The sequence below is a fragment of the Clostridium sp. DL-VIII genome (assembly GCF_000230835.1).
In the GTDB taxonomy this organism is placed as follows: domain Bacteria; phylum Bacillota; class Clostridia; order Clostridiales; family Clostridiaceae; genus Clostridium.
In genome coordinates, this window is the sequence record NZ_CM001240.1 from 1,189,509 (window position 1) to 1,215,246 (window position 25,738).

Sequence of the window (25,738 nt, forward strand, 5' to 3'; positions counted from 1 at the left end):
GGCTGATTTATTTTCTTAACTTTATAGAATAAAAATTTCTGTTATTGACATATTAGGACTTTGACAGTAATATTATTAACAGAGCGCAAATGCAAATCAAATGCAGAAGAGGTATGAGATGAAAAAGAAAATTATGGCGGCAGCGTTAACAATACTAATGAGTATTACGCTGATTGGCTGTGGAATAAATGCAAAAACTACGTCACCACAAGTAAATGATAATAAATTAAATATTGTAGTTTCAATATATCCTCTAAAAGAATTTGCAGAGAAAATTGCTGGAGACAAGGCAGAAGTAACTTGTTTAGTTCCAGATAACATGGATCCACATGATTATGAACCTAAGACCAGGGATTTTAAGACATTAACTAGCAGCAAAGCTTTCATTTACAATGGTTTAGGGATGGAAGAGTGGGTGGATCAAGTAAGTGAAGCTATTAAGGAAAGTGGCGTGCTTGTTGTAGATTCAAGTGCTGGGATAGAAGCTCGAAAAGAAGGAGATGCAATTGATCCTCATAGCTGGTTAAGTTTAAAAAATGCAGAAATACAATCTGAGAACATAAAAAATACTCTTGTTAAGCTAGATGAAAAGAATAAAGATTATTATGAAGAAAATTATAATAAATTTAAGGAAGAATTAGAAGGCGTATATAATGAATATAAACCTAAATTTGATACACTAAATAAAAAGAACTTTATTACTGGTCATGCAGCTTTTGGTTATTTGTGCAGAGATTTTGGCTTGACGCAAAAATCAGTAGAAAACTTATTTGCTGAAGGAGAACCAACTCCGAGGCAGTTAGAAGAGTTAGTTAATTACTGTAGGGAAAATAATATAAAGACTGTTTTTTCAGAATCATTGGCAAGTCCTAAGGTCTCAGAAACATTAGCAAAAGAAGTTCAAGCAGATGTGGTGCCTATATTAACATTAGAATCTAAAGAAGATGATAAAGATTATATAGAGGCAATGAAATACAACTTGGATGAAATATATAGATGTCTATCAAGTGAATAAATTTTATTAAAATAAATGTTGAAGTTACTGCAAAATTATTTTTGTAGCAGCTTCAACTTTTTTATTTATTCAGAATATTAGAAAGAAATATAATAAAGCTAAAAATTTAAGTAGTAATCAATTTCAATTAAATTAAGTTCAAGAAAAAATTTTGTCTTAATTAGTATTTTTGTTACTATAATGCTAATATTGTTAAATTTATCTAAGAATTATATCATAATATAGTATATTTTGATATAATTGGTCTATGGGCAGAAGTTAGTATAGAAAGGACGGGAATATTTATATGAATGGATTAAAAATCAGGGGTAAAATAGGTCTAGCTTTTATATTGATAATTGTAATGGAGGGAATTTTATTTACTGTAGCTTATAAGGGCATGGAAAACGTACAATTAATAAGAGAAGTACAAAATAATATGGTCATTGCCTCAGCATTATCTATTATAGTTACAGCGATATTGGGATTATTATTAATAAATTCAATTTGTAAGCCTATGAAAAAACTTAATGATATCGCTAAGAACATTGAAAATGGATACCTTTATGAAAATGAGATAGATATTAAAACTAATGATGAAATAGGCGAATTAGCTTATTCGCTTAAAATAATATCAAAAAACATAAATGACTTTAAAGAACAGATACACTGGCTTCAAGGCACTTTTAGGGTTGGAAATACACGAGATAAAATAGATAGCTCTAAATTTAAAGGAGTTTACAAAGAAATGGCGGATTCTATAAATAATGCCATGTGGATATCAATAGAAATATTTATAAAGTTATTTGCAGTACTAAAAGAATATTCAGAAGGAGATTTCTCCACTGAACTTGAAAAATTCCAGGGACGATATGGTTTGGTTAATGAATATGCAAATAATTTAAGAATTAATTTACTAAACATATCAAAGGAGCAGATAAATATAATCAATGAAATTAAACAGGGCGATTTATCAAAAAGAGCGGATGCATCTAAATTCAAGGGCTCATGGGCAGAAATGATTCAAGGAATTAATGAATTAATAGAAGTAATTGTGAAGCCAATCGATGAAGTTATTAGTGTAATGGGAGAAATGTCCCAAGGGAATTTATCTGTACTGATTACTGGAAATTATAAAGGAGAATTTGAACTATTAGGAAAATCAATTAATAATCTAGGCGAACGCTTAAGAACAATTGTTAAAGAAATTTCTGAAGTTACAGGAAAAATTTCAATGGGAGATCTTAATATTGAAACTGTAAGAGAATTTAAAGGAGACTTTAAGGGAATTTCTAGTTCGTTAAATGTGATAATAGAATCTCTAAATTCTGTTATAAGTGAAATAAATACTGCATCACATCAGGTATTTTCAGGAGCAAATGAAGTTTCAACTGGCAGTCAGGTTTTATCACAAGGGGCTACGGAGCAGGCCAGTGCTATTGAAGAGCTGACATCATCTATGGCTGAAGTGGCAGCACAAATTAAGGAAAATTCCGATAATGCCAATGAAGCTAAGGAACTTGCACTAGCAGTAAAAGAAAATGCAGAGGAAGGGAATAAGCATATGGGAGAAATGCTTGAATCTATGAGAAAAATAAATGAATCTTCTGCAAATATATCTAAAATAATAAAGGTAATAGATGAAATCGCATTTCAAACTAATATACTTGCGCTTAATGCCGCTGTAGAAGCTGCAAGGGCAGGACAGCATGGAAAAGGCTTTGCTGTAGTAGCAGAAGAAGTAAGAAACTTAGCAGCAAGAAGTGCTAATGCAGCAAAAGAAACAACAACACTTATAGAAGGATCTATAAAGAAAGCAGAAAAAGGAACTGAAATTGCAAACAATACAGCAAAAGCTTTATATGAAATAGTAGATGGAGTATCAAAGGCGGCAACTCTTGTATCAGAAATAGCTGCAGCTTCAGAGGAACAGGCAGCTGGTGTAGCTCAGATAAATGTAGGTATTGAACAGGTATCGCAAGTGGTACAGACAAATTCAGCAACTTCTGAAGAAAGTGCATCAGCTAGTGAGGAACTTTCAAGTCAAGCTAAAATGCTTAATAATATGGTTGCTACTTTTAAATTAAAAAATAATAATATTGATAGAAGCACTCAACTAAATAATGAAGCTATTAAGCAGCCTTACAATAGAGTAAATGATATGGAATTTAGTGAAACATCATCAACATCTAAGAATACTAAAATAGTTTTAAGCGATAGAGATTTCGGAAAATATTAAATAATATATATGTTACAATCAAAAATTTACTGTAAACTGTGCATTGCAAATCGCAATATATATTAAGAGTACAATTAATCGAATTATTAATTACAGGCAAAAGATAAATAGTAAATTGTAAGCAAAAAAAGTAATAAGTTTAGCAAGTTAGTCTAAACTTATTACTTTTGTGTTATTTACTATAAAATAGTCTGATTTTTATTTTACAACTATATTTACAAGTCTTCCCTTGATTACAATGACTTTAACTATATTTTTACCTTCAGTATTTTCCTTAATAGTATCATTTTCTAGAGAAGCTTTCTTTATACCTTCTTCATCTAAGTTTGAAGGAATATTAATCTTAGCTTTTATCTTACCATTTATTTGAATGGCAATTTCAACTTCATCTTTAACTAAAGCAGAAGGATCAAATTCTGGTAATCTTTGATTAAAGATTGTTGAAGTATTTCCAAGTAAGCTCCATTGTTCTTCAGTAAAGTGAGGAGCAAATGAAGCAAGTAATTTTAAGAAATCACTTACAGTTTCTTTTAAGAACTTAGTATTCTTAACTTCTTCTTGAAGGTACTTACTGACTGCATTTGTAAATTCCATAAGTCTTGCTATTGCAGTGTTAAATTGCATTTTATTTCCGTCTTCAGTAACACCTTTTATAGCTGTATGCTTCCAGAAGTTTAATTCTTTTTCAGGAGAATCAATAGAATCCTTTGTATTTTCAGTTGAAGCTATGGCTTCTCTACAAGTTTCTAAAGTTCTTTCGATTCTATCTACGAATTTACCTACGGATTTAATTCCATCGTCACTCCAAGCTCCGCCTTCAGTGTATCCAAAACCAAACATTAAGTACATTCTAAATACATCAGCACCATATTCTTTAATATAATCATCAGGAGAAATTGTATTTCCTTTTGATTTACTCATCTTAAGTCCATCTGGTCCTAAGATCAAGCCTTGGTGAGTTAAACTTAAGAATGGTTCATCAAAGTTTAAGTAACCAGCATCTCTTAAAGCTTTTGTTACAAATCTTGCATATAATAAATGCATACATGCATGTTCCGGTCCACCAACATATTTATCAACAGGAAGTACCTTATTGATTTTTTCAGGGTCAAAAGGTGCATCTGTATTTTTATTATCTGCATATCTTAAATAGTACCATGAAGAACATACAAAGGTATCTAAAGTATCTGCTTCTCTCTTTGCAGGCTTTCCACAACAAGGGCAAGTAGTATTTATGAATTCTTCAGATTTACTAAGTGGTGATTTACCATCTGGAGTAAATTCAACATCATAAGGAAGTTTTACTGGAAGATCTTTTTCAGGTACTGGAACTATGCCACAATCATCGCAGTAGATAATTGGAATTGGAGCGCCCCAGTATCTTTGTCTTGATACTAACCAGTCTCTTAGTCTGAAGTTAACCTTCATTTCACCTAACTTATCTTTTTCTAGTTCTTCAACTATTTTCTTCTTAGCTTCATCTGTTTCTAAACCGTCAAATTTACCTGAGTTAACAAGTATTCCATGTTCGCAGTATGGAAGCTTAGGATCAGTATTTTCTTTATCAGTTATAACTCTTTCAATCGGTAAATTGAACTTAGTTGCAAAAGCAAAGTCTCTTTCATCATGAGCAGGAACTGCCATAACGCACCCAGTACCATAAGTAGCTAATACATAGTCAGAAATCCAAATAGGAACTACTTTACCGTTGATAGGATTTATCGCATAAGATCCAGTGAATACTCCTGTTTTTTCCTTTGTAACGGATTGTCTTTCAATTTCAGATTGTTTAGCTGCCGCTTCTTTATAGCTTTCTACAGCATCCTTATATTCAGGCAATGTTAATTCATCTACTAATTTGTTTTCAGGAGCTAAAACTACATAAGTAACTCCATTTAAAGTATCAACTCTTGTAGTAAACACATCAAATTTTAAATCTGAATCTTTTACCTTGAAGGTAACTTGTGCTCCGAAAGACCTCCCAATCCAGTGCTTTTGCATAGATTTAGTCTTTTCAGGCCAATCTAAATCATCTAATTTATCAAGTAACTCATCAGCATAATCTGTTATTTTAAAGAACCATTGAGTAAGATCTTTCTTTACTACTTCTGTGCTGCATCTTTCGCAAACTCCATCAATAACTTGCTCATTAGCTAAAACTGTATTACAAGATGGACACCAGTTTACAGGAGCTTTCTTTCTGTAAGCCAATCCTTTTTCATAAAGTTTCAAGAATAACCATTGAGTCCATTTATAGTAATCTGGAAGGCAGGTAACAACTTCATTATCCCAGTTGAACATAGCTCCCATGGATTTTAATTGCTTTTCCATTGTTTCAATATTTTTTAAAGTAGAATCTTGTGGATGTATACCAGTTTTTATTGCATAGTTTTCTGCTGGTAATCCAAAAGCATCAAACCCCATTGGCTGGAATACATTGTAGCCTTGCATTCTTTTAAGTCTAGCCCATGAATCAGTTGGTCCATAGTTAAACCAGTGGCCGGCATGAAGCTGAGCACCTGATGGATAAGAGAACATTTCAAGTGTATAAAGCTTCTTAGCTGAATTTTCAGGATTAAACTTATAAGTTTCATTTTCTTCCCATATTTTTTGCCATTTTTCATCGATTTTAGTTCCGTAATTTGACATAACAACCTCCACTTAATCAGTTAACAGTTAACAGTTAACAGTTTACAGTTGAAGGAGGAGATCACTGCGCGATCTCTAACAATTGTAAAATATTATCTGAATAACTGCGTAGAAAATTTTTATAATTTTAATAATATAAAGCTAACTTAATCAGTTAACAGTTAACTAAAAAAAGGCTTTCATCTCTTAAATAAAAGAGACGAAAGCGTAATTTCCGTGGTACCACTCTTAATTAGAAGAACAAATAAATTGATTCTTCTCACTCGATATTATAACGGTATTACCGTACTTGCTTTTGGCAAGTAAGCTCCTAGGCAAGTTCATAATAACACATCACTGTTTTGCACCTAAGACAGAATAAAATGTCTAACAACAGCTCTCTTAAGATATATTTATTACTAATACTCCTATTCATAGCACGTAATATAAAATTTAATATCATTATATATTAATAAGCTAAAAAAAGTCAATAACATGTATTGAGGAATGGATCATTCATGAAAATTTTAATTTCATATTAAAAAAATAATAATATAAGCGTATAATTTAATATGTTAGATATACTTTTATAGAATTGAAAGAAATGAATTGGAACTTTAGTACTATTGAAATACCTTTAAGATGAGTTTACAAGAGGTAGAATTGTAATCCATACAAAATATTCAGTATAAATTTTGGAGGGGTATATGGGAATTAAAATAGTTATATTTGTCTGCAATTTAATTATTCCAATCATAATGCTGTTTTTTGGCGTGAAGTTTAAAGAACATAGTCCTAAAAATATTAATGGGTTTTATGGTTATAGAACTTCAAGGTCAATGAAAAGTAAAGAGACTTGGGAATTTGCTCATAAATACTGTGGCAAGTTATGGACAAAACTAGGCTTAATAATGTTAGTTGTATCTATTGGCTTTAGTATAATTGGAATTATACTAGATGATAAAGTTCAAGGAATAATTAATTTTACATTAATTATCATACAAACGATTATAGTAATTGTATCTATTTTTCCTGTTGAGAAGGAATTAAAAAAGAATTTCGATGAGAATGGAAACAGAAGAGATTGATAATTTAAACAATATTTTATTATATGGAAATATTGTTTATGAACATGTAAAGCTTTAGGGTATTAGGAGGTAAGTATGGAGGCAAAAAGAATTGCTGCAGAAAAAGCAACAGAATATATAAAAAATGGAATGATATTAGGATTAGGAACTGGTTCTACAGCATATTACATGATTAAAAAGGTTGGAGAACTGGTTGAAAGTGGAATGGATTTAAAAGCAGTTGCAACTTCAAAAGGTACTGAGAAGTTAGCAAAAGAATTGAAGATTCCATTAGTTAAAATAGATGAAATAGATAGAATTGACTTAGCAATTGATGGTGTTGACGAAATAGATATGGGATTTAGTGCAATTAAAGGAGGTGGAGGAGCATTATTTAGAGAAAAGATTGTTGCTAATTTAGCTAAAGAAGTAATATGGATTATGGATGATAGTAAATTAGTAGACAGTATAGGTGAATTTCCTTTGCCAGTTGAAGTATTACCATATGGCTATACACATGTAATAAGAAAACTTAAAGAATATTCTTTAAGTCCTATAACAAGAATGAAATCAAATGAGTTTTTTATAACTGATAATGGTAATTACATTGTTGATTTACACATAGGAAAGCCTATAGATATAGGTAAAATTTATAGTGAAGTTAAAGAAATACCTGGAGTTTTAGAAGTTGGTTTATTTATAAATATGTGTAATTATATTATTATTGGAACAAGTAATGGAGTTAAAGTTATTAAAAATAAAAAACTTGCAAAATAATATCATTTTAGGAAGTGTACAGGTAAGTACACGAGATATGAATAGGAGATGGATAAAAATGAAATTAGTAATCTTAGAACCATTAGGGATAAGCAAGGAAAAATTATTGGGAATGGCAAAGGATACCTTAGGCGATAAGTTAGATGTAATATATTATGATACAAGAGTAGAGGATACTGAAACTCTAATAGAGAGAAGTAAAGATGCTGATGCTGTAGTGCTTTCTAATCTTCCATATAAAAAAGAAGTAATTGAAAATTGTCCAAATTTGAAAATGATATGTGTAGCTTTTACTGGGGTGGATCATGTTGCTATGGATTATTGCAAAGAAAGAAACATTACGGTATGTAACTGTGCAGGCTATTCAACAGTTGCGGTTGCGGATTTAGTATTTGGAATGGTGATTTCTCTGTATAGAAATATAATACCTTGTGATAAGGTAACAAGAGAAGGTGGAACTAAAAATGGACTTGTTGGTTTTGAATTAGCAGGAAAGAAATTTGGAATTGTTGGTGCAGGTGCAATAGGTGTTAGAACAGCAATGATTGCCAAGGCTTTTGGATGTGAAGTATATGCTTATAGTAGAACTAAAAAGGAAATAGAAGGAGTTAAATTTGTGGATTTAGATACATTAATGTCAACTTGTGATATTGTATCACTTCATGTTCCATTAAATGAAAATACTAAGGGATTAATAAATAAAGAGAACCTATCTTTAATGAAGAAAAATGCAATTTTAATTAATACAGCAAGAGGACCTGTTGTAGATAGCGAAGCTCTTGCGGAAGCTTTAAACAGCGAAAAAATAGCAGGGGCAGGGGTAGATGTATTTGAAGTTGAACCTCCAATTCCTACTAACCATGTATTATTTGGAGCAAAGAATTTAATAGTAACACCTCACGTTGCTTTCGCTACAGCAGAAGCTTTTGAAAAGAGAGCTGTTATTGTTTTTGACAATATTGAAAAATGGCTAAAGGGAACTCCTCAAAATGTAATGTAAAGGTTAGTTGAAAGTTAATAGTTAGGATGAAAAAGCATTAGTACTTTTCTTTCTTTAATTGAATTTTTAGAAATCCCTTAAAAGGGATTTCTATTTTTTAGCCTAATTTAGCTTATACTTTTATCGATTTAACACCTTTGCCTTAATTTTAATTCATGTTGATGATTTAGCATTATGTTTTACCATGGAACGGTTCCATTTTCATCGAAAAATCCACCTGTAGGGCCATTTTCATCTAGAGTCGCAAGTTTCACTATAATTTCTGCAGCCTGCTGAACAGTCCTGTGGCCCTTGAAGTCGTTAATTGCCGTAATTGTGTAGCCGGGAGCTGCTGAATTAATCTTAATATTAGTGTCGATTAGTTCTTTTGAGAAAGTTAATGTAAGCATATTAACAGCAGATTTGGAAGTATTGTAAGCCAAGGCGTTTAGGCTTTTGTCAACAGGCTTGAGATTGTTTGCAAATGAACCTCTTCCACTAGATATATTTACTATCCTGCCTGCAGTAGATTTCATTAATAATGGAAGCATAGCCTTAGTAGCAGCAAACAATCCGAAGAAATTTGTCTCAAAAGTTTCCTTTAGGTCTTGAGTATCCAACTGGCTTGGTTGTCTTCCTTTCTCGACAGCTATCCCGGCATTATTGATAAGAACGTCAAGAGAACCGTAATTATTTTCTATAAATGTTGCAGCTTTATCAATAGTATCCTGCTTTGTTACATCAAGCAGAACAAAGTGTGCCTTAATCCCTTCTTTTACAAGAGTTTCTTCAGCTTCTTTACCTCTATCACTGCTCCTAGCTCCTAGAAGTACTGTAAACCCCATAGCTCCAAGTTCTTTGGCTGTTTCAAAGCCAATTCCTTGATTAGCTCCTGTAACTAAAACTGTCCTTGATTTATTCATAAATTTATTTCTCCTTCTAAAATTATTATTCATAGATACCGCTTAATTTGCTAAGCATCTATTTGTATATTTTATTATTATCATCTTGTTGGGTTTATAATAACATACAAAACCTTGACAACTGTATGTCATGGTTTTATATTAATGTCAAAAATATTTTATTTGAGGTGGTATAAGTGAAAATTGCTAGATTAATATCAATTATTATGGTATTGCTTGAACATAGAAAAGTAAGTGCCACAAAGCTTGCTGAGATGTTTGAAGTCACACCGCGAACAATATATAGAGATATAGAAACAATAAACTTAGCAGGTATTCCGATTATTTCTTATCCTGGTGTTAACGGCGGTATTAGTATTATGGAAGAATATAAGATAGAAAAAAAGATCTTTACAATTTCAGATATAACAGAGCTATTAATAGGACTTGGGAGTGTTCATTCACTCCTTCCAAGTGAAGAAATAATTAATATAATTGCAAAAGTGAAAGGTCTAGTTCCAGCAGAACAAATTAAAGATATTGAATCAAAATCTGACCAAGTTGCTATTGATCATTCCCCTTGGTTTGAAAATAAAACCACAAAACTATATGTTCAAAAAATCAAAATTGCTATTCGTGAAAATAAATTTATATCTTTTAATTATTTTGATCGAGTGGGTAATAAGAGTCAAAGAAAAATCGAACCATATAAATTATTCTTTAAAAATTTAAACTGGTTCATCCATGGCTACTGCACTACCAAAAAGGATTTTCGAGTTTTTAGACTATCCCATATGTCATCGCTTGAAGTACTTAATGAAAAATTTTTTTTAAGAGAGTTTGATTATGAATCCCTTAATGAACCATTTGGAACAGATAGAGAAATTATTAGAATTAAAGTTCTTATTGATGAATCAATAAAAGATTTAATGATAGAATTTTGTGGGAAAGACAATGTTGAGCCTTTCAAAAATAATAAATTTATAGCTTACCTTCCATTTGTAGAAGATGATTATTGGTATAGTATCATACTTCACTTTGGTGATAAATGTGAATGTCTTGAACCAGAAAATATTAGATTAGAAGTCATCCGAAGACTTGAAGATACATTGGCAATTTATAAAAAATAAGTTTATAGATAATAACCTGTATATAAACTATTGATATAAGTATGCTTGAAAGTAGATTTACCTTTACATTTTTTTTATATTTTTTTATAAAATTTTTAAAATTGTTTTAAGGGATTTTTAAAGTTGGATTTTATAATGAACTCATAACATCAAGGAAAAATACTAAGATACTTAAGCAGACAATGGATGCGAGTAGAGTTTTCTTGAAAATATTAGGAGGCGTTATAAATGAATAAAATTAAAGTATTATACGATGTTTTTAAGACTATGAAGGAAAAAGAAGTTTTCAAAGGGAATATAAAGCTAGAAGCAGCAAAAGGAGATGTGAAAGTATTATCTTTTTCTAATGAATTTGAAACTAATACTAAAAGTGGAGAAACAAAAGCTAATATAAATGTTGATTTAGATGCTGAGGGTAAAAAAGTAAAACATGAAAGTAATTCAGAATTTAATATAAAGGATTGTCCACATCATGGATTCCACAGAGGAATGCATATGCATAATCATGGAATGCATGGTCACGGTGGAATAAAGGGAGGCCTTTCAAAAATTACTTTTATGTTGAATCTATTAAATAATGTACAAGTTGAAGAGAAGGATGAAAAAACTATAATATCTTTAGAATTGAAAGAAGTATTCAAGGAAATCAAAGATATGCATAAAGAATTCCATGAGGGAATAGATAAGGAAAAGTTGATGGAGCATATAAAACAAATGAATGAAGGCAGTGATAAAGATTTTCACAAGCATCATGAATTTATAAAGAAATTGTTATTTTCTGAAGATAGTGATGCTAAGCTAAAAATATACGCAAATAAAAATAATGAAGTTGAAAAAGTTGAAATTTCGTCTACAGGTGAGAGTGCTGTAAATGGAGCGTTAGATCTACTTTGGTAAGTTAATAAGAATCAATTAACTTATAAAATGCACATCTATAATGAATATAAGTGCATTTTAGGGCTTTCTTGAGAGTAGTAGCAGAATCATTATAAAATATATAAAAAGAGTAACATCCATAAGGTGAATATGAATGTTGCTCTTTATTAGGATTATTAATATGTGAGTTTAATGTAATTTAATTTATCAAAAGGTAATTTGCAATGTTATAATCATTGTAACAATTAAAATTTATTTCAAGGTGGTGGACGTGATTAGAAGACTTAAAAGAAAAATTCATTCTCATTTTCGTCATAAATTTGATGAAGAACATCGGGAATATTTTGAAAAGCTTAATGAATTGCATAAACTGCGTAATGAATTAGTTTATGAGCATCAAAAATTACATCATGAATCTCATCATAAACAATTTAATGAATTTAATAGAATACATAGATATTTAAGATGGATGCGTCCAACGGGAATCTTAATAAGTATACTACTTGTTTTTTCTATATTTAAATTCGTAGATATAAAGGCAGTTACCATATTCTTTGCAGTAATTTTTGTTGTTCATCAGAGTTCTCATATATATGTCACTATGAAAATGGAAAAAAGAATTATGAAACCCATAGAAAAATTAAAAGATGGTGTTGAGCAGATAGCTAGAGGTAATTATGATATAAAAATTGATAATGATGTATATAATGAAATTGGAATTTTAATATATGATTTTAATAAAATGGCTGAAACTTTAAAGCAGTCTGAAGAAATGAAGCGGGAATATGAAGAAAATAGAAAAGCACTTATAGCAAATATTTCTCACGATTTAAAAACGCCGATTACCTCAATTAATGGATATATTGAGGCATTGGTAGATGGTGTTGTAACCTCACCAGATAAGGTAAATAATTATCTGAATATAATTCATAATAATGCTATTTATATAAACAATCTTATTGACGATTTATTTTTATTTTCAAAATTAGATATGCAGAAATTAGATTTTAATTTTGAAGTAGTTAAGCTTAGACCATTTATGAATGATCTTATGGAAGAATTTGATTTCATCCTTAAAGAAAAAAATATTAAATTTAAATTTGAAGACAGGTTATCTAAACAATTAGAGGTTAACATAGATGGAAAAAGAATATATCAAGTTATTAGAAATGTTATAGGAAATGCTATGAAATATGGAAGGCAGGAAGATGCGATAATTCAAGTAGAATTAAGTAGTAATAATGAATGGATTAAAATAGAAATTAAGGATAATGGACCTGGAATTCCAGAAGATAAACTTTCTAATATATTTAATAGATTTTATCGTATAGATACAGAACGTACAAAAGATTTTATGAGCACAGGTTTAGGTCTTGCAATTGCAAAGGAAATGGTAGAAGCTCATGGAGGAAAAATTTATGCATCTAGCATCATTGAAAAAGGAAGTACGTTTACTATAGAGCTCCCAGTAAATAATAAAAAGGAGGAAGTACATGAAACAAATATTAATTATTGAAGATGATATAAATATTGCAGAATTAGAAAAAGAATATCTCCAATTAAATGGATATAAGGTTGAAATAGTTCAAGATGGAAGTCAAGGCTTAAAGAGAGCCCTTACGGGGATATTTGATCTTATTATCGTCGATTTAATGCTTCCAGGTAAAGATGGATATTCAATAGTAGAAGAGATTAGAAAAAAATATGAAATACCTATAATAATTGTATCAGCAAGAAGTGAAGATATTGATAAGATAAAGGGCCTGGGTTTTGGAGCAGATGATTATTTAACAAAGCCCTTTAGTCCAGCAGAATTAGTAGCTAGAATAAAATCGCATATAATCAGATATGAAAGGTTATCTGGAAAGAAAACACAAGTTAGCATTATTAGCCATAAAGCTTTAGAGATAATGACTGATTCACATAAAGTTTTTATAAATGGAAAAGAAGTTATTCTTACAACAAAAGAGTATGAACTCATGGTTTTTCTAGCTTCTAATCCTAATATAGTTTTTACTAAGGAACAATTATTTGATAAAATATGGGGAGAAGAGTACTATGGAGATACAGCTACTGTAGCGGTTCATATACAGAAGCTTAGAAAGAAGATTGAAAAGGATCCTGGAAATCCAGAATACATAGAAACGCTTTGGGGAACAGGGTATAGGTTTAACTCATAGAATTATATATGCTGCAATAATAAAATTAAATTATAGAAAAAGTTTATATAATGACTATTATTTTAATAATTATCTACGAAATTGGGTAAGATGAAAATAATTAGAGTTCATTGAAAGCTATCTTAGAATGAAAAATAATTTTAAGATAGCTTTTTTAGTGAGGTTTTAGAGGTATAAGTCACAATCAAGTCGTTAATTTATTTAATATACCTTCGCAATATATTAGATTATTATGATAAAATAATATGAGAGCATAAAAAAAATAAGAGATATTTGGTAAACTGAATAAAGATATGTCATAAAATAAGGAAGTGAATTGATGAATATATTCTTAGGCTTAACAGTTATAATCTTAATTTTAAATACGCTTCTTTCTCTATCGTTAATCTTTATAGAGAGAAAAGATCCTACCACAACATGGGCATGGCTTTTAATAGTTATGGTTTTACCAGGCTTAGGATTTATTATTTATATTCTTCTTGGACAAAATTTAAGCAGACAGAAGATTTTCAAAAAGAAAATAAAATTTGATGAGAATAAAAGAAAAAACTTAAGTGATAAATATGAAATAGGCAATGATGATTGTCATCATGTAAGGGAGAGATTTCTCGATTTAATAAATATGAATTTCAACCATTCAGGGGCAAGGCTCACAACTAATAATAGAGTTAATGTATATGTAAATGGTGAAGATAAATTTAAACAATTAATAGAAGACATAAAAAATGCAAAGAAATATATTCATATTGAATATTATATTTTTAAGAATGATATACTTGGAAAAAGTATAATAGATGAACTTACAAAAAAAGCAAAAAGCGGTCTGGAAGTTAGACTATTAGTAGATAGTATGGGTTCAAGAAAATTAACGAAAAAAGCACTTAAAGAGTATATTCATGCTGGAGGAAAGTTTTCGATATTTTTCCCAGGAATTTTACCACATCTTAATACACGTATAAATTATAGAAATCACAGAAAAATTGTTGTTATTGATGGTAAATTTGGATATGTAGGTGGATTTAATGTTGGAAAAGAATATATAAATAAAGATCCTGAAGTTGGTTTTTGGAGAGATACACATGTGAGAATACAGGGTGAAGCGGTTGATTATTTAAATGAAAGATTCTTGCTTGACTGGTGCCATGCTTCTGAGGAAGATATAGAGAATTATGAAAATTATTCAGAAGAATTTAGCGAAGATTTTGGTGATGTAGGCATGCAAATTGTAACAAGCGGACCTGACCATAAGGAAGAATATATTAGGAATGCATATTTAAAGCTGATTAATAATGCTAAAAATAATTTATATTTAGAAACTCCATATCTTGTACCGGATGGACCAATATTAGAATCATTAAAAATCTCAGCGTTATCAGGAGTAGATGTTAGAATTATAATACCAGGAAAACCAGATCATTTCTTTATGAAGTGGGCGGCAAGCTCATATATAGGTGAGTTATTAGAAGCAGGAATAAAGGTCTATAATTATGAAAAAGGTTTTATCCATTCAAAAACTATAGTTGCCGATGGTGCAGTAATGAGTATAGGAACAGCTAATATGGATATCAGGAGTTTTAAGCTTAATTTTGAGGTAAATGCATTTATTTTTGATAATAGAATTGCAAGAGATGGAGAAATTGAATTTATGAAAGATATTAAAGATTCTGAGGAAATAACAAAGGAAATATATGATAACAGAAGCATTTCACTTAGAATCAAAGAATCTTTAATTAGATTAGTATCTCCAATACTATAGGCATTTAATATGTCTTCATTATTTATTTAAATTATAAATAGAATGAATAAAAAGATGGTTTCTCAATAAAGAAATCATTTTTTTATTCTTTAAGGAATTAATGATAAATTAGGAATCTATGTATAACTTATAAAAAAGCTTGACTATACCTAAGTTAAGATATAAATTATAAGCTATGATAAACAAAAGATATGAAAAAATATAGCCTTTGAATATTGAGATGAATTATCCATAATACGCTATTTTCATATACTTTGGATAGGAGCAGTATTGTGAAAGACAAAATTAAGTTTTATTATTCATTATCTACCTACATTGTTTATGGAGTGTTAAGTATAGTAACTACCTTTTATGTACCGTATTTAAATCAAGTGGTTGGATTATCATTAAGTGAAGTTGGAAAGGTAGTATCCATAGGTGCACTATCTGCAATTTTTTCTCAGCAATTTTTAGTAGGCAGACTTTCTGGGAGTAACAATAAAAAGAAATTTGTTATGATACATTTTAGTGCATTGATCCTTATGACTATATTTTTTATTATTGCAAATAAATTTACAATATACATTTTTGCAATTTTATATGGAATTATTGTACAAACAACTGGAAATATATATGAAATATATGTGGAGAGACTATCCGTGAAACAAGGTATGGAATATTCTCAAATAAGAAAATGGGGATCTATAGGTTTTGGCTGTATAGTACTTTTGTGTGGAATTATAATTGAAAGATTTGAATTTAAAACTATTTACATAATGGGAATTGCTATGATAAGTATTGTAATATTTATTATAGGATTGAAATTTAATAATATTGAAGCAGATGCTAAGAAAAATGAGGTAAAACTAAGAGATATATTAAAAAATAAAAATTCATTAATTCTTGGTCTCACTAGTATTTTAATTATTGGAACATACAATGCAATAGAATTTGCATATTCAACCTATTTAATAGATATAACAGGAAATACTGCTTTAGCTAACTCAATATATAGTAAATCTATATTTTTCAGGGTTGTTGTTGAGTTCTTATCATTTATGTTTGTTGGTAAGGTTTTAAAGAATAATAAACCTAAAAAATATTTAATTGTGGCTTTTATTATAGCATCAGCAAGAATATTATTATTTTCAACAGGATATGTGCCTTTGGTTGTTTTAGGTGATCAACTACATGGATTAATGTATGGGTGTTATTTGACTTTCTTATTTAAATATATTAGAAATGTTGTTGATGACAAATTTGTAGCAGGCACATATTCAATAGTAACAATATTAGGTTCAGCAGGTGCTAATTTTGTTTATCCTCAAATTTTTAGTGCAATCCAAGGTAAGTTTGGGTACAATATAATGTATTTATCTGGATTTGCAATTATAATAATTTCTACATTAATTGCTGCAAAGATTCTTCCAGGAGAGAAGAAGTATATTGTAGCTAAAACTTACTAATTTATGAGTAGGAAGTTAAAGATCTGTTACTTTAATCATTTTGAATCCCTTTTCTTCTAATATGCCGATTAACCTTTTTAAGATTGAGTTCTCAGCATAAGTAAAGGTTGGGGCGGAATTATCATCTTCAGTTAAAGATATATAATCATTTTCTAAAAAAGGATGAAAAAATACACTGCCCATATTATTTGTACTAGTTTCTTTAATCTTAGCTAAAGCTTCTTCCTCTTTTTTAGCAGGAATATAGTCAAGAGGAGTTGAAATATAAAATGATGATTTGTTATAAGGACTACGCTGAGGCTTTTTTAAATCAGCTTTTTCCTTGCCAAAATCATTAAATGGGTAATATAAAATTTTGAAATATTTTTCTGCAATTTTATTTTGGGCTGGTGTAATTTCGTAATGTGGTGCTTCAAAGAAATCAATCGGTATATCCAAGTATGATGCAGTTTTGATAGCCTTTTCGATTTTTTCTTTAAATGTACTCTCAGAAGGATTAAGTTTTCCGAATTCAAAACCAGCACCAGATTCAGTATTACCAGATTGATGAGTATAACCATGGAGGCCAATTGATCCATTATGTGTAGTAAAAAAATCTAAACTATATACCATTTCAGCTATTTCAAAATTATTTTTAGTTAACGGGTCATTATCAACTTTTTGACTAGGAATTACATACCTTGGAATCCATGCTATGTGATAAGGGATTTTCTTTTGATTCATATAGTCTGCTATTATGCGGAGTTTTTCAAAATATTCTTTGGAGTAAGGCTGTGAATTTACTCCTATATCTTCAAAACGAATAAGACCTATTTGTTTTATTTTTGATTTATATGGGATGATATTTGCACTTGGAAAACCATCTATTTTACAACTTATTATTTTATTATCCTTATCCCACCTGGTGTAAAGTTTAAACATGCGTGAAAAATCAGATAATCCAATATAATAAAAATTATCTTTAACTAATAATGGTTTCTTTAAGGGAAAATTATTATTTGGAGATTTTATGATATTATCATGTAAGTAAATTGTGTAAATATCGTTATTAAGACGTATAACTAGATTGTCATTACGTTTTTTTATTTTTCCATCAAGTTCTTGAATGAATTCATTTAGAGATATATAATATCGATTTTTATCTAAGTATATTGGTAAATTAAGCTTAAGAGTTTTGCCGTTAATTATAAATTTTACATTATCCTTAGGCATATCAAAGCCAGTAAAGCTAGAAAAATCTGTGTTAAGTCCATCATTTTTTTTTAAGGAATCTTCATTTAAAATTTTTCTTGAACTGTTATTTTTAAGTAGACTATTATTACTACAGCCTATTGAAAGTAATATTAAAATTATCATAAAAGTATACAGAAATCTTTTACTTGTCATTTGCATCATCACCTTGCTTTTTATGTGTACTTTTATTATGTGTACTTATATTTTTTTTATTTTTATATTTATATTTTGGTTAGAAACATACAGATAGAAATGTTAAGGACAAACTATCATATGGAGATATTTCTTTAGGAATGAGCAGTATTAAAGATAAAACAGTCAAGGGCGGGTTTTGTTAAATTTTAAAAAAATAAAGTCTAAAATTGTGAAAATAATAAATAAGTAAAATTTTGAATGATAAATAAATATTATATAGAGATAAAAAATGAAAAAGTAATAATAAATATTGACATTGTGATATAGTTTGTTATAATGGAAAAAAGATAAATTTTAAAAGAAAATTTTGTGTTATTATTCGTAAATAATAACTATTAATTTAGAAATGGAGAAAATCATGGAAAAGGATATTGTAAAATCAGTTATGCAAAAATTTTATAGCTTTTTTTATTTTATGTTCTGGGGCTTTTATTTTAGCGCTGGCTATTTATTTTGCAAAAAAACTGAAAAAAATATCTTTCTAATGAGTTTTTAATTTTCATAGAGTATTTCAATATCTTATAACATCGATATTTCATGGAACTCATTATATATGAGTTCCATTTTTTTTAAATATAATTAAATATATGTAAGGGGGCAAATATAAATAGAAGTACTGAAGGTTATTGAAGGGACTGCTTAATAAGTAGTTTATTGGAATTTTTATTCAAACAATGACTATAGAAAACAGAAGTATAGTAGGTTACACGATTAATAAGAAGGAGAGTGTTAAGTAGTGGAAAATCTAGTTGTTGAACTTGGAGAAAGAAGTTATCCAATCCTGATCAAAAAAGGATTGATGAATGAAGTAAATGTTGAAATTGAGAAGATTTACAAAGGAAAAAAAATATTTATATTAACTGATAAAAACGTAAATTCTTATTATGGAGATAAGATAAAATCATGCTTAGTTAATTCAGGATATGATGTTAAAATAATGGCTTTAGAAGCAGGCGAAGAAACAAAAGCTTTCAGCACTTTGCCTGTAATATACAATGAACTTTTAGATTTTAAAATTACAAGAAGTGATTTAATTATAACTCTTGGTGGCGGAGTAATTGGAGATCTTGGTGGATTTGTTGCAGCTACTTTTTTAAGAGGGGTAGATTTTGTTCAAATACCAACATCTTTACTGGCTCAGGTTGATAGCAGCGTAGGAGGAAAAGTTGCAGTTGACTTAGAAAGAGGTAAAAATCTAGTTGGAAGTTTTTATCAACCTAAAGCTGTTTTAATAGATCCCTATGTATTAAAAACTTTAAATGAAAAGTTTTTTAAAGATGGTATGGGTGAAGTAATTAAATATGGATGTATAAAGGATAGAGAATTCTTCCATTTCTTAAAGAGTTTGAAAACTAAAGAAGAAGTTATGCACAATATTGAAAAAATTATCCACAAATGCTGCTTTATAAAAAAATGCGTTGTGGAAAATGATGAAAAAGACACAGGAGAAAGAATGCTGTTAAATTTTGGACATACTTTAGGTCATGCAATAGAGACTTATTACAATTTTAAAAAATTTACTCACGGAGAAGGCGTTGCTATAGGTATGTATGAAATAAGCAGAATTGCAGAAAATAAAGGACTTACTGAAAAAGGTGTAAGTGAAGAAATTAAAGAAATACTAATTCAATATGGGCTTCCTTATGAAGTCGAGATAAAAGATAATTCTGCAATTTTAGACACCATAGCTTTAGATAAGAAAAATATCGATAATTCCTTGAAGGTAGTATTACTAAAAAATATTGGTGAGTCGTTTTTAGAAAAGACTAGTGTGGAGTTTTTCAAATAAGTAATATACATCATGAATTTTATATTGTGAATTAAGGTGCATGAAAATATGCTGGCAGATGGGCTTGTTATTTTTTATATTGTGCCTAACTAAGAGGTGATGAAATGGGAGATTTTAAAATATATCCAAAGAAATTAAATGGCGAAGTTAAGATACCACCCTCTAAGAGCATGGCTCATAGAGCAGTAATCTGTGCGGCCCTTGGAGATGGAGTAAGTAAAGTTACAAATATAGATTACTCTGATGATATTATAGCAACAATTGAAGCTATGTCATCATTAGGAGCAAGGATAACAAAAAAAGAAGAGTATCTTGAAGTTTGTGGGATTAAAAGTCCTGAAAATATTGAAGTTAATTTAGTAAAGAGCGAAAGGCTTATAGATTGTAATGAATCAGGCTCAACCTTAAGATTTTTAGTACCTATTGCAGCGTTATTTGATGGTGTTAACAGATTTGTTGGAAGAGGTAATTTAGGGAAAAGGCCTTTAGATACATACTATAATATATTTGATGAACAGAATATAAAGTATTCCTATAAAGAAGGCGTATTAGATTTAAAGACAGAAGGTAAATTACAGTCAGGGGAATTTAAAGTTAAAGGAAATATCAGCTCGCAGTTCATAACAGGTTTATTATTTACTCTTCCTCTTTTAGATGGAGATTCTAAAATTCTAATAACAACAGAAATGGAATCAAAGGGATATATTGATTTAACCTTAAGTGCAATGAAAGACTTTGGTATAGAGATTATAAATAACAATTATGAAGAATTTATAATAAAGGGAAATCAAACCTATAAGAGCAGGGACTATCGAGTTGAAGGAGATTATTCTCAAGGGGCATTTTTCTTTTGTGCAGATGCACTTTTAAATAATGTAATTTTAAATGATTTAAAGTTAGACTCTCTTCAAGGAGATAAAGAAGTAATAGATATTTTAACAAGAATGGGATTAGATATAATTAATAAAAATAATGGGTTAATCGGAATAGCAAATGAAAGACTAAAAGCAACTATAATTGATGGTTCTCAATGCCCAGACATAATTCCTGTAGTAGCTTTAGTTGCAGCACTAAGCACAGGTACAACAGAAATAATAAATGCTGGAAGACTCAGGATTAAAGAATGCGACAGATTAGCAGCTGTAACGTCTGAGCTTAATAAGTTAGGAGCTAAAATTAAAGAAAGAGAAGATGGTTTAATAATAGAGGGAGTTAAAGAGCTAAAGGGCGGAGCAGAAGTCTGGAGTCACAAGGATCATAGAATTGCAATGACTATAGCTATAGCATCTACTGTATGTAAAGATCCAATAGTGCTTAAGGATTACGAATGTGTTTCTAAATCATATCCTCAGTTTTGGGAAGATTTTAAAAGTTTAGGAGGTGTATTTGATGAGTGGAATATGGGGAAATAAATTAAAGGTGTCTATTTTTGGTGAGTCACATGGGACTGGAATAGGAATTACAATAGATGGTCTTCCTTCTGGTGTTGAAATTAACCTAGAAGAAGTTATGAAGGAAATGGCTAGGCGTGCTCCAGGGAAAAGTAACTTATCTACAGCAAGAAAAGAAGCTGATGCACCAGAAATTTTAAGTGGATTTTTTGAAGGAAAGACCACAGGAACTCCTCTTTGTGCAGTGATCAGAAACGCAGATATGCGCTCTAAGGATTATGGAAAGCTTAAGGATTTAATGAGACCAGGTCATGCAGATTATCCAGGGTATGTTAGATACAATGGATTTAATGATTATAGAGGTGGCGGATCTTTCTCGGGAAGAATTACTGCACCATTAGTATTTGCAGGTGCTATTTGTAAGCAGGTACTAGCAGGTAAGGGAATAAGTATAGGGGCTCATATTAAAAGTATTGGTGATATTGAAGATAAAAGTTTTTATGAGGTCGAATTAAATAAAGAACTTTTAGAAGATTTAAAAAATAAAGAATTGCCTCTTTTAATTTCAGAAAAAGAGGAAGAAATGAGGGAGACAATCCTTAAAGCAAAAAAAGAGCAGGATTCTGTTGGAGGAACTATTGAATGCACTGTTCTTGGTATAAATGCAGGAATCGGAAATCCGTTTTTTGATTCAGTTGAGTCAACTTTAGCTCACTTAATGTTCTCTGTTCCAGCGGTTAAGGGAATAGAATTTGGAAAGGGCTTTGAAATGAGTAAACTTAAGGGTTCAAATTGCAATGACGAATATTATTATGATGGTGATAAGGTAAAGACTTATACAAACAATAATGGTGGAATTACAGGCGGAATTACAAATGGAATGCCAATATTATTTAAGGTTGCAATGAAGCCGACGCCATCAATATCTAAAGTTCAAAGAACAATAGATATTGCAGAAAAAAAAGAATCAGAGCTTATAATTGAAGGAAGACATGATCCATGTATTGTGCAAAGAGCCGTTCCAGTAATTGAAGCAGTAACTGCAATAGGAATATTAGATTTAATCAGTTAAAGGTCAAGAATTAAGAGTTTAGAACGCAAGTTTTATAAAATCTTTATTCAAAACTGTTAATTGTGGATTTATAACAGATCTAAAAGGAGAGAGTAAAGTGACGGAATTAGATGATTATAGAAAGAGCATTGATGAAATAGATAAAAAAATAACGGAATTATTTGAAAAGAGGATGGATGTAGTTCTTAAAGTTGGAGAATATAAAAAGAATAATAATTTAGCAGTTTTTGATGAAAGTAGAGAAAAAGAAGTTATTGAAAAAAACTTAGGATATCTTAAAAATAAAAACTATGAAGAAGGAACTAGAGAGTTCTTCACTCAGATAATGGAAATTGCTAAGAAACTTGAAAATAAAAAAATTGAAAAGGCTGTTGGAGAATATAAATTTACGCAACGTCAAAGTTCTATAAATAAAAAGAAGATTGGTTATTATGGGGTTAAAGGATCTTTTACGGAGGAAGCCATGATGAAGTACTTTGGAGATATCAAAGCAGCAAAGGCTTATGAAGAATTTGAAAATGTTTTTGCTGCAGTTAAAGATGGTGAAATTGATTATGGAGTAGTTCCAATAGAAAATTCGTCAACAGGTGCTATTTCACAAGTTTATGATCTTTTATATAAATATGGTTTTTATATTGTTGGTGAGGAATGTATTAAGATAAATCAACATTTAATTGGTGTAAAAGATACAAAATTAGAAACCATTAAAGAAGTATATTCACATCCTCAAGGCTTCGAGCAAAGTACGGAGTTTCTTAAAAAGCATAATGATTGGAAGCTGATTCCTTTTCATAGTACTGCCGATAGCGTTAAACTTGTAAGTGATTTAAATGATAAGTCTAAGGTAGCTATTGCAAGTAAAAGAGCTGCAAGTATATATAATTTAGAAATAATAAAAGAAAATATAAATAATCAAAGTGAAAACTCTACAAGATTTATAATAATATCAAAGGAACTTGAAACAAATTCTAGTTGTAATAAGGTAAGTGTAGTGTTTTCTCTTGAACATAAAGCTGGGACATTATATAAATTATTAAGTCATTTTGCAGAAAATGACATAAACATGATGAAGATTGAGTCAAGACCAATGGAAAAAGGGGCATGGAAGTATTTCTTATATGTTGATTTTGAAGGAAATCTGGAAAGTGAAAAAGTCAGAAAAGCATTAAGTCTAATAGAGCAAAGCAGTGCTTACTTTAAACTTATTGGAGGATACAAGAAATATAGTTAACTGTTAACTGAATAAAGTGGGGGGATTAATTTGGATTTTTATGGATTGTTCGGAGAAAAATTATCTCATAGCCTTTCACCTAAAATTCATAATAATTTTTTTAAAGCTTCAAATATTGAAGGTGCATACAAGCTTTTTGAGGTCAAAAAAGAAGAATTAGGTAAAGCAGTAGAGGCAATAAAAGTTCTTAAGGTAAAGGGAGTAAATGTTACTATTCCGTATAAGCAGGATGTAATGAAATATTTAGATTTTATATCGGAAGAAGCACAAAAAATAGGTGCAATAAATACAATCCATTTAGATAATGGAAAGTTATATGGTTATAATACAGATTATTTTGGCTTTGGAACTATTATTAAAAATAATAGTATTGAAATTAAAGATAATATAGCTATGGTGCTTGGAAATGGTGGAGCAGCTAAAGCTGTTATAACCTATTTGCTGGATCAAGGAATTAAAAAGATTTATTTAGTTTCCAGAAGAAAAAGTATCAGTTCTGATTATAATGATGAAAAAATTGAAATTAAAACTTATGAAGAAATAGGCGATATAAAAGGAGATATTTTAATAAATACGACTCCTCTTGGAATGTATCCTAATGTAGATGCTACACCAGTTGATGAAGACATAATAAATAATTTTAATACCTTAATAGATATAATTTATAATCCTAAGGAAACAAAGTTTTTAAAAATAGGTAAAAAATTAAGCAAAAAAGTATGCGGAGGAATCGAAATGCTCATTGGGCAAGCTATAAAATCTGAGGAAATATGGCAGGAACATTCTTTGGATAAGGATGTGACAGAAAAGTTACATTCACTGTTTGAAGATGAATTTAAGTAGGTGGCATATATGAAAGACAAAGTAGTGCTTATTGGGATGCCTGGGTGTGGAAAGAGCACAATCGGCAAAGTAATAAGTAATGAACTAAAATTAAAATTTTATGATATGGATGAATATATTGAAGATATGACATCTAAGACAATTCCTCAGCTTTTTGAAATGGGAGAAACTTACTTTAGAGATTTTGAAACCTTAGCCTGCAGGGAATTATCTAAAAAGGATAATATACTGATTTCTTCAGGTGGAGGCGTAATAAAGAGAAAAGAGAATATGGATATATTAAAAGAAAAGTCTTATATTGTCTTTATAGATAGGCCTTTAGAGGAGCTTTTGAAAGATATAGATATTTCAGGAAGACCCTTGTTAAAAGAAGGCAGAGATAAATTAATCAAGTTATATGATGAACGCTATGAATTATATAATTTATATGCAGATGAAATTATCAGGAATGATAATGAACTTGAAAATGTAATAAGTATAGCGAAAGAAGTTATAAAACTTAATTTAGAGCTAGATTAGGAGGAATATTAATGAAGATTATGGTCATTAATGGCCCTAATTTAAACATGGTTGGAGTTAGGGAAAAAGGAATCTATGGCACAAAATCCTTTGAAGATATATGTGAGTATATTAAGGAAGAAGGCAAAAATAGAGGTCATGAAGTAACCTTGTTTCAAAGCAATTGTGAAGGTGAAATAATAGATGAACTTCAAAAAGCATATTTTGAGAAGTATGATGGAATAATAATAAATCCAGGAGCTTATACTCATTATAGTTATGCGATTCATGATGCTATAAAAGGAATTAATATAGATACAGTTGAAGTACATTTATCTAATGTACATTCAAGAGAAGATTTCAGAAAGAAATCTGTAACTGCACCAGCATGTATAGGCCAAATGTGTGGTTTTGGAGAACAGGGATATATATTAGCTATGAAGGCGTTAGAATTGAAAAAGATGTCTAAATAGTTTATTATATAAGTTAATTAGCAATTAATAATTTGCAGTA

General features: G+C 29.7%; 21 protein-coding genes and 1 other annotated feature. Of the genes, 18 read left to right on the forward strand and 3 right to left on the reverse strand.

Annotated elements, in window-relative coordinates; translation table 11 throughout:
• Positions 1–118 precede the first annotated feature (118 nt).
• The gene (locus tag CDLVIII_RS05490) at positions 119–1,015 is read left to right on the forward strand and encodes a zinc ABC transporter substrate-binding protein (protein WP_009168435.1); all 897 of its coding nucleotides are present in this window, start codon (positions 119–121) and stop codon (positions 1,013–1,015) included.
• Positions 1,016–1,301: 286 nt separating this feature from the next.
• Entirely contained in the window at positions 1,302–3,233 is a 1,932-nt protein-coding gene (locus CDLVIII_RS05495; protein ID WP_009168436.1) for a methyl-accepting chemotaxis protein, read from the forward strand.
• A 198-nt stretch (positions 3,234–3,431) separates the two neighbouring features.
• Here CDLVIII_RS05495 and leuS read toward each other — a convergent pair whose 3' ends face one another.
• On the reverse strand, positions 3,432–5,882 hold the full coding sequence (gene leuS, locus CDLVIII_RS05500) for a leucine--tRNA ligase (RefSeq protein ID WP_009168437.1): 2,451 nt from the start codon (positions 5,880–5,882) through the stop codon (positions 3,432–3,434).
• Between the two features lie 192 nt (positions 5,883–6,074).
• Positions 6,075–6,306 (reverse strand) — a binding site (T-box leader).
• A gap of 262 nt (positions 6,307–6,568) precedes the next feature.
• On the opposite strand from leuS, the gene CDLVIII_RS05505 reads away from it, so the two are divergent.
• From CDLVIII_RS05505 to CDLVIII_RS05515, 3 genes are all read left to right on the forward strand, one after another.
• Positions 6,569–6,949, forward strand: coding sequence for an SdpI family protein (locus CDLVIII_RS05505; RefSeq protein ID WP_009168438.1), 381 nt, complete (start codon positions 6,569–6,571; stop codon positions 6,947–6,949).
• Between the two features lie 75 nt (positions 6,950–7,024).
• Positions 7,025–7,705, forward strand: a complete 681-nt coding sequence (gene rpiA, locus CDLVIII_RS05510) for a ribose-5-phosphate isomerase RpiA (protein WP_009168439.1) — start codon at positions 7,025–7,027, stop codon at positions 7,703–7,705.
• Between the two features lie 58 nt (positions 7,706–7,763).
• On the forward strand, positions 7,764–8,705 hold the full coding sequence (locus tag CDLVIII_RS05515; RefSeq protein WP_035302083.1) for a 2-hydroxyacid dehydrogenase: 942 nt from the start codon (positions 7,764–7,766) through the stop codon (positions 8,703–8,705).
• A gap of 179 nt (positions 8,706–8,884) precedes the next feature.
• Here CDLVIII_RS05515 and CDLVIII_RS05520 read toward each other — a convergent pair whose 3' ends face one another.
• Positions 8,885–9,607 carry an SDR family oxidoreductase gene (locus CDLVIII_RS05520; RefSeq protein WP_009168441.1) on the reverse strand — a complete coding sequence of 241 codons (723 nt, stop codon included), beginning with the start codon at positions 9,605–9,607 and terminating at the stop codon, positions 8,885–8,887.
• A 176-nt stretch (positions 9,608–9,783) separates the two neighbouring features.
• On the opposite strand from CDLVIII_RS05520, the gene CDLVIII_RS05525 reads away from it, so the two are divergent.
• The 6 genes from CDLVIII_RS05525 (at position 9,784) to CDLVIII_RS05550 (ending at position 16,973) form a co-directional block, all read left to right on the forward strand.
• Positions 9,784–10,716 carry a YafY family protein gene (locus CDLVIII_RS05525; protein ID WP_009168442.1) on the forward strand — a complete coding sequence of 311 codons (933 nt, stop codon included), beginning with the start codon at positions 9,784–9,786 and terminating at the stop codon, positions 10,714–10,716.
• A gap of 228 nt (positions 10,717–10,944) precedes the next feature.
• On the forward strand, positions 10,945–11,613 hold the full coding sequence (locus tag CDLVIII_RS05530; RefSeq protein WP_009168443.1) for a hypothetical protein: 669 nt from the start codon (positions 10,945–10,947) through the stop codon (positions 11,611–11,613).
• A 244-nt stretch (positions 11,614–11,857) separates the two neighbouring features.
• Entirely contained in the window at positions 11,858–13,108 is a 1,251-nt protein-coding gene (locus tag CDLVIII_RS05535; RefSeq protein WP_144005413.1) for a HAMP domain-containing sensor histidine kinase, read from the forward strand.
• Positions 13,086–13,772: a response regulator transcription factor gene (locus CDLVIII_RS05540; protein WP_009168445.1), complete on the forward strand. Its 687-nt coding sequence runs from the start codon at positions 13,086–13,088 to the stop codon at positions 13,770–13,772. The genes CDLVIII_RS05535 and CDLVIII_RS05540 overlap by 23 nt, the downstream gene beginning before the upstream one ends.
• Before the next feature lie 319 nt (positions 13,773–14,091).
• Complete coding sequence (cls, locus tag CDLVIII_RS05545) at positions 14,092–15,528, forward strand: cardiolipin synthase (protein ID WP_009168446.1); 1,437 nt, start codon at positions 14,092–14,094, stop codon at positions 15,526–15,528.
• A gap of 272 nt (positions 15,529–15,800) precedes the next feature.
• Positions 15,801–16,973, forward strand: a complete 1,173-nt coding sequence (locus tag CDLVIII_RS05550; protein WP_009168447.1) for an MFS transporter — start codon at positions 15,801–15,803, stop codon at positions 16,971–16,973.
• Between the two features lie 15 nt (positions 16,974–16,988).
• Here the strand turns inward: CDLVIII_RS05550 and CDLVIII_RS05555 are convergent, their stop codons facing one another.
• Positions 16,989–18,359 carry a DUF2334 domain-containing protein gene (locus CDLVIII_RS05555; RefSeq protein WP_035301678.1) on the reverse strand — a complete coding sequence of 457 codons (1,371 nt, stop codon included), beginning with the start codon at positions 18,357–18,359 and terminating at the stop codon, positions 16,989–16,991.
• A gap of 778 nt (positions 18,360–19,137) precedes the next feature.
• Here CDLVIII_RS05555 and aroB point away from each other — a divergent pair.
• From aroB to aroQ, 7 genes are all read left to right on the forward strand, one after another.
• Positions 19,138–20,190 (forward strand): 3-dehydroquinate synthase, encoded by a 1,053-nt coding sequence (aroB, locus tag CDLVIII_RS05560; RefSeq protein ID WP_009168449.1) that lies wholly within the window; start codon positions 19,138–19,140, stop codon positions 20,188–20,190.
• A gap of 104 nt (positions 20,191–20,294) precedes the next feature.
• The gene (aroA, locus tag CDLVIII_RS05565) at positions 20,295–21,602 is read left to right on the forward strand and encodes a 3-phosphoshikimate 1-carboxyvinyltransferase (protein WP_009168450.1); all 1,308 of its coding nucleotides are present in this window, start codon (positions 20,295–20,297) and stop codon (positions 21,600–21,602) included.
• Positions 21,580–22,653, forward strand: coding sequence for a chorismate synthase (gene aroC, locus CDLVIII_RS05570; protein WP_009168451.1), 1,074 nt, complete (start codon positions 21,580–21,582; stop codon positions 22,651–22,653). Before aroA ends, aroC begins: the two co-directional genes overlap by 23 nt.
• 97 nt (positions 22,654–22,750) lie before the next feature.
• Complete coding sequence (pheA, locus tag CDLVIII_RS05575; RefSeq protein ID WP_009168452.1) at positions 22,751–23,884, forward strand: prephenate dehydratase; 1,134 nt, start codon at positions 22,751–22,753, stop codon at positions 23,882–23,884.
• 30 nt (positions 23,885–23,914) lie between these two features.
• On the forward strand, positions 23,915–24,727 hold the full coding sequence (aroE, locus tag CDLVIII_RS05580; protein ID WP_009168453.1) for a shikimate dehydrogenase: 813 nt from the start codon (positions 23,915–23,917) through the stop codon (positions 24,725–24,727).
• Positions 24,728–24,736: 9 nt separating this feature from the next.
• Positions 24,737–25,246 carry a shikimate kinase gene (locus tag CDLVIII_RS05585; RefSeq protein WP_009168454.1) on the forward strand — a complete coding sequence of 170 codons (510 nt, stop codon included), beginning with the start codon at positions 24,737–24,739 and terminating at the stop codon, positions 25,244–25,246.
• An 11-nt stretch (positions 25,247–25,257) separates the two neighbouring features.
• Positions 25,258–25,698, forward strand: a complete 441-nt coding sequence (gene aroQ / locus CDLVIII_RS05590; RefSeq protein ID WP_009168455.1) for a type II 3-dehydroquinate dehydratase — start codon at positions 25,258–25,260, stop codon at positions 25,696–25,698.
• Positions 25,699–25,738 lie beyond the last annotated feature (40 nt).

Bases quoted from the DNA above. Each gene is read 5' to 3' on its own strand.
- CDLVIII_RS05490 (WP_009168435.1), top strand. From the start codon at position 119: ATGAAAAAGAAAATTATGGCGGCAGCGTTAACAATACTAATGAGTATT.
- CDLVIII_RS05495 (WP_009168436.1), top strand. From the start codon at position 1,302: ATGAATGGATTAAAAATCAGGGGTAAAATAGGTCTAGCTTTTATATTG.
- leuS (WP_009168437.1), bottom strand. From the start codon at position 5,882: ATGTCAAATTACGGAACTAAAATCGATGAAAAATGGCAAAAAATATGG.
- CDLVIII_RS05505 (WP_009168438.1), top strand. From the start codon at position 6,569: ATGGGAATTAAAATAGTTATATTTGTCTGCAATTTAATTATTCCAATC.
- rpiA (WP_009168439.1), top strand. From the start codon at position 7,025: ATGGAGGCAAAAAGAATTGCTGCAGAAAAAGCAACAGAATATATAAAA.
- CDLVIII_RS05515 (WP_035302083.1), top strand. From the start codon at position 7,764: ATGAAATTAGTAATCTTAGAACCATTAGGGATAAGCAAGGAAAAATTA.
- CDLVIII_RS05520 (WP_009168441.1), bottom strand. From the start codon at position 9,607: ATGAATAAATCAAGGACAGTTTTAGTTACAGGAGCTAATCAAGGAATT.
- CDLVIII_RS05530 (WP_009168443.1), top strand. From the start codon at position 10,945: ATGAATAAAATTAAAGTATTATACGATGTTTTTAAGACTATGAAGGAA.
- CDLVIII_RS05540 (WP_009168445.1), top strand. From the start codon at position 13,086: ATGAAACAAATATTAATTATTGAAGATGATATAAATATTGCAGAATTA.
- cls (WP_009168446.1), top strand. From the start codon at position 14,092: ATGAATATATTCTTAGGCTTAACAGTTATAATCTTAATTTTAAATACG.
- CDLVIII_RS05555 (WP_035301678.1), bottom strand. From the start codon at position 18,359: ATGACAAGTAAAAGATTTCTGTATACTTTTATGATAATTTTAATATTA.
- aroA (WP_009168450.1), top strand. From the start codon at position 20,295: ATGGGAGATTTTAAAATATATCCAAAGAAATTAAATGGCGAAGTTAAG.
- aroC (WP_009168451.1), top strand. From the start codon at position 21,580: ATGAGTGGAATATGGGGAAATAAATTAAAGGTGTCTATTTTTGGTGAG.
- CDLVIII_RS05585 (WP_009168454.1), top strand. From the start codon at position 24,737: ATGAAAGACAAAGTAGTGCTTATTGGGATGCCTGGGTGTGGAAAGAGC.
- aroQ (WP_009168455.1), top strand. From the start codon at position 25,258: ATGAAGATTATGGTCATTAATGGCCCTAATTTAAACATGGTTGGAGTT.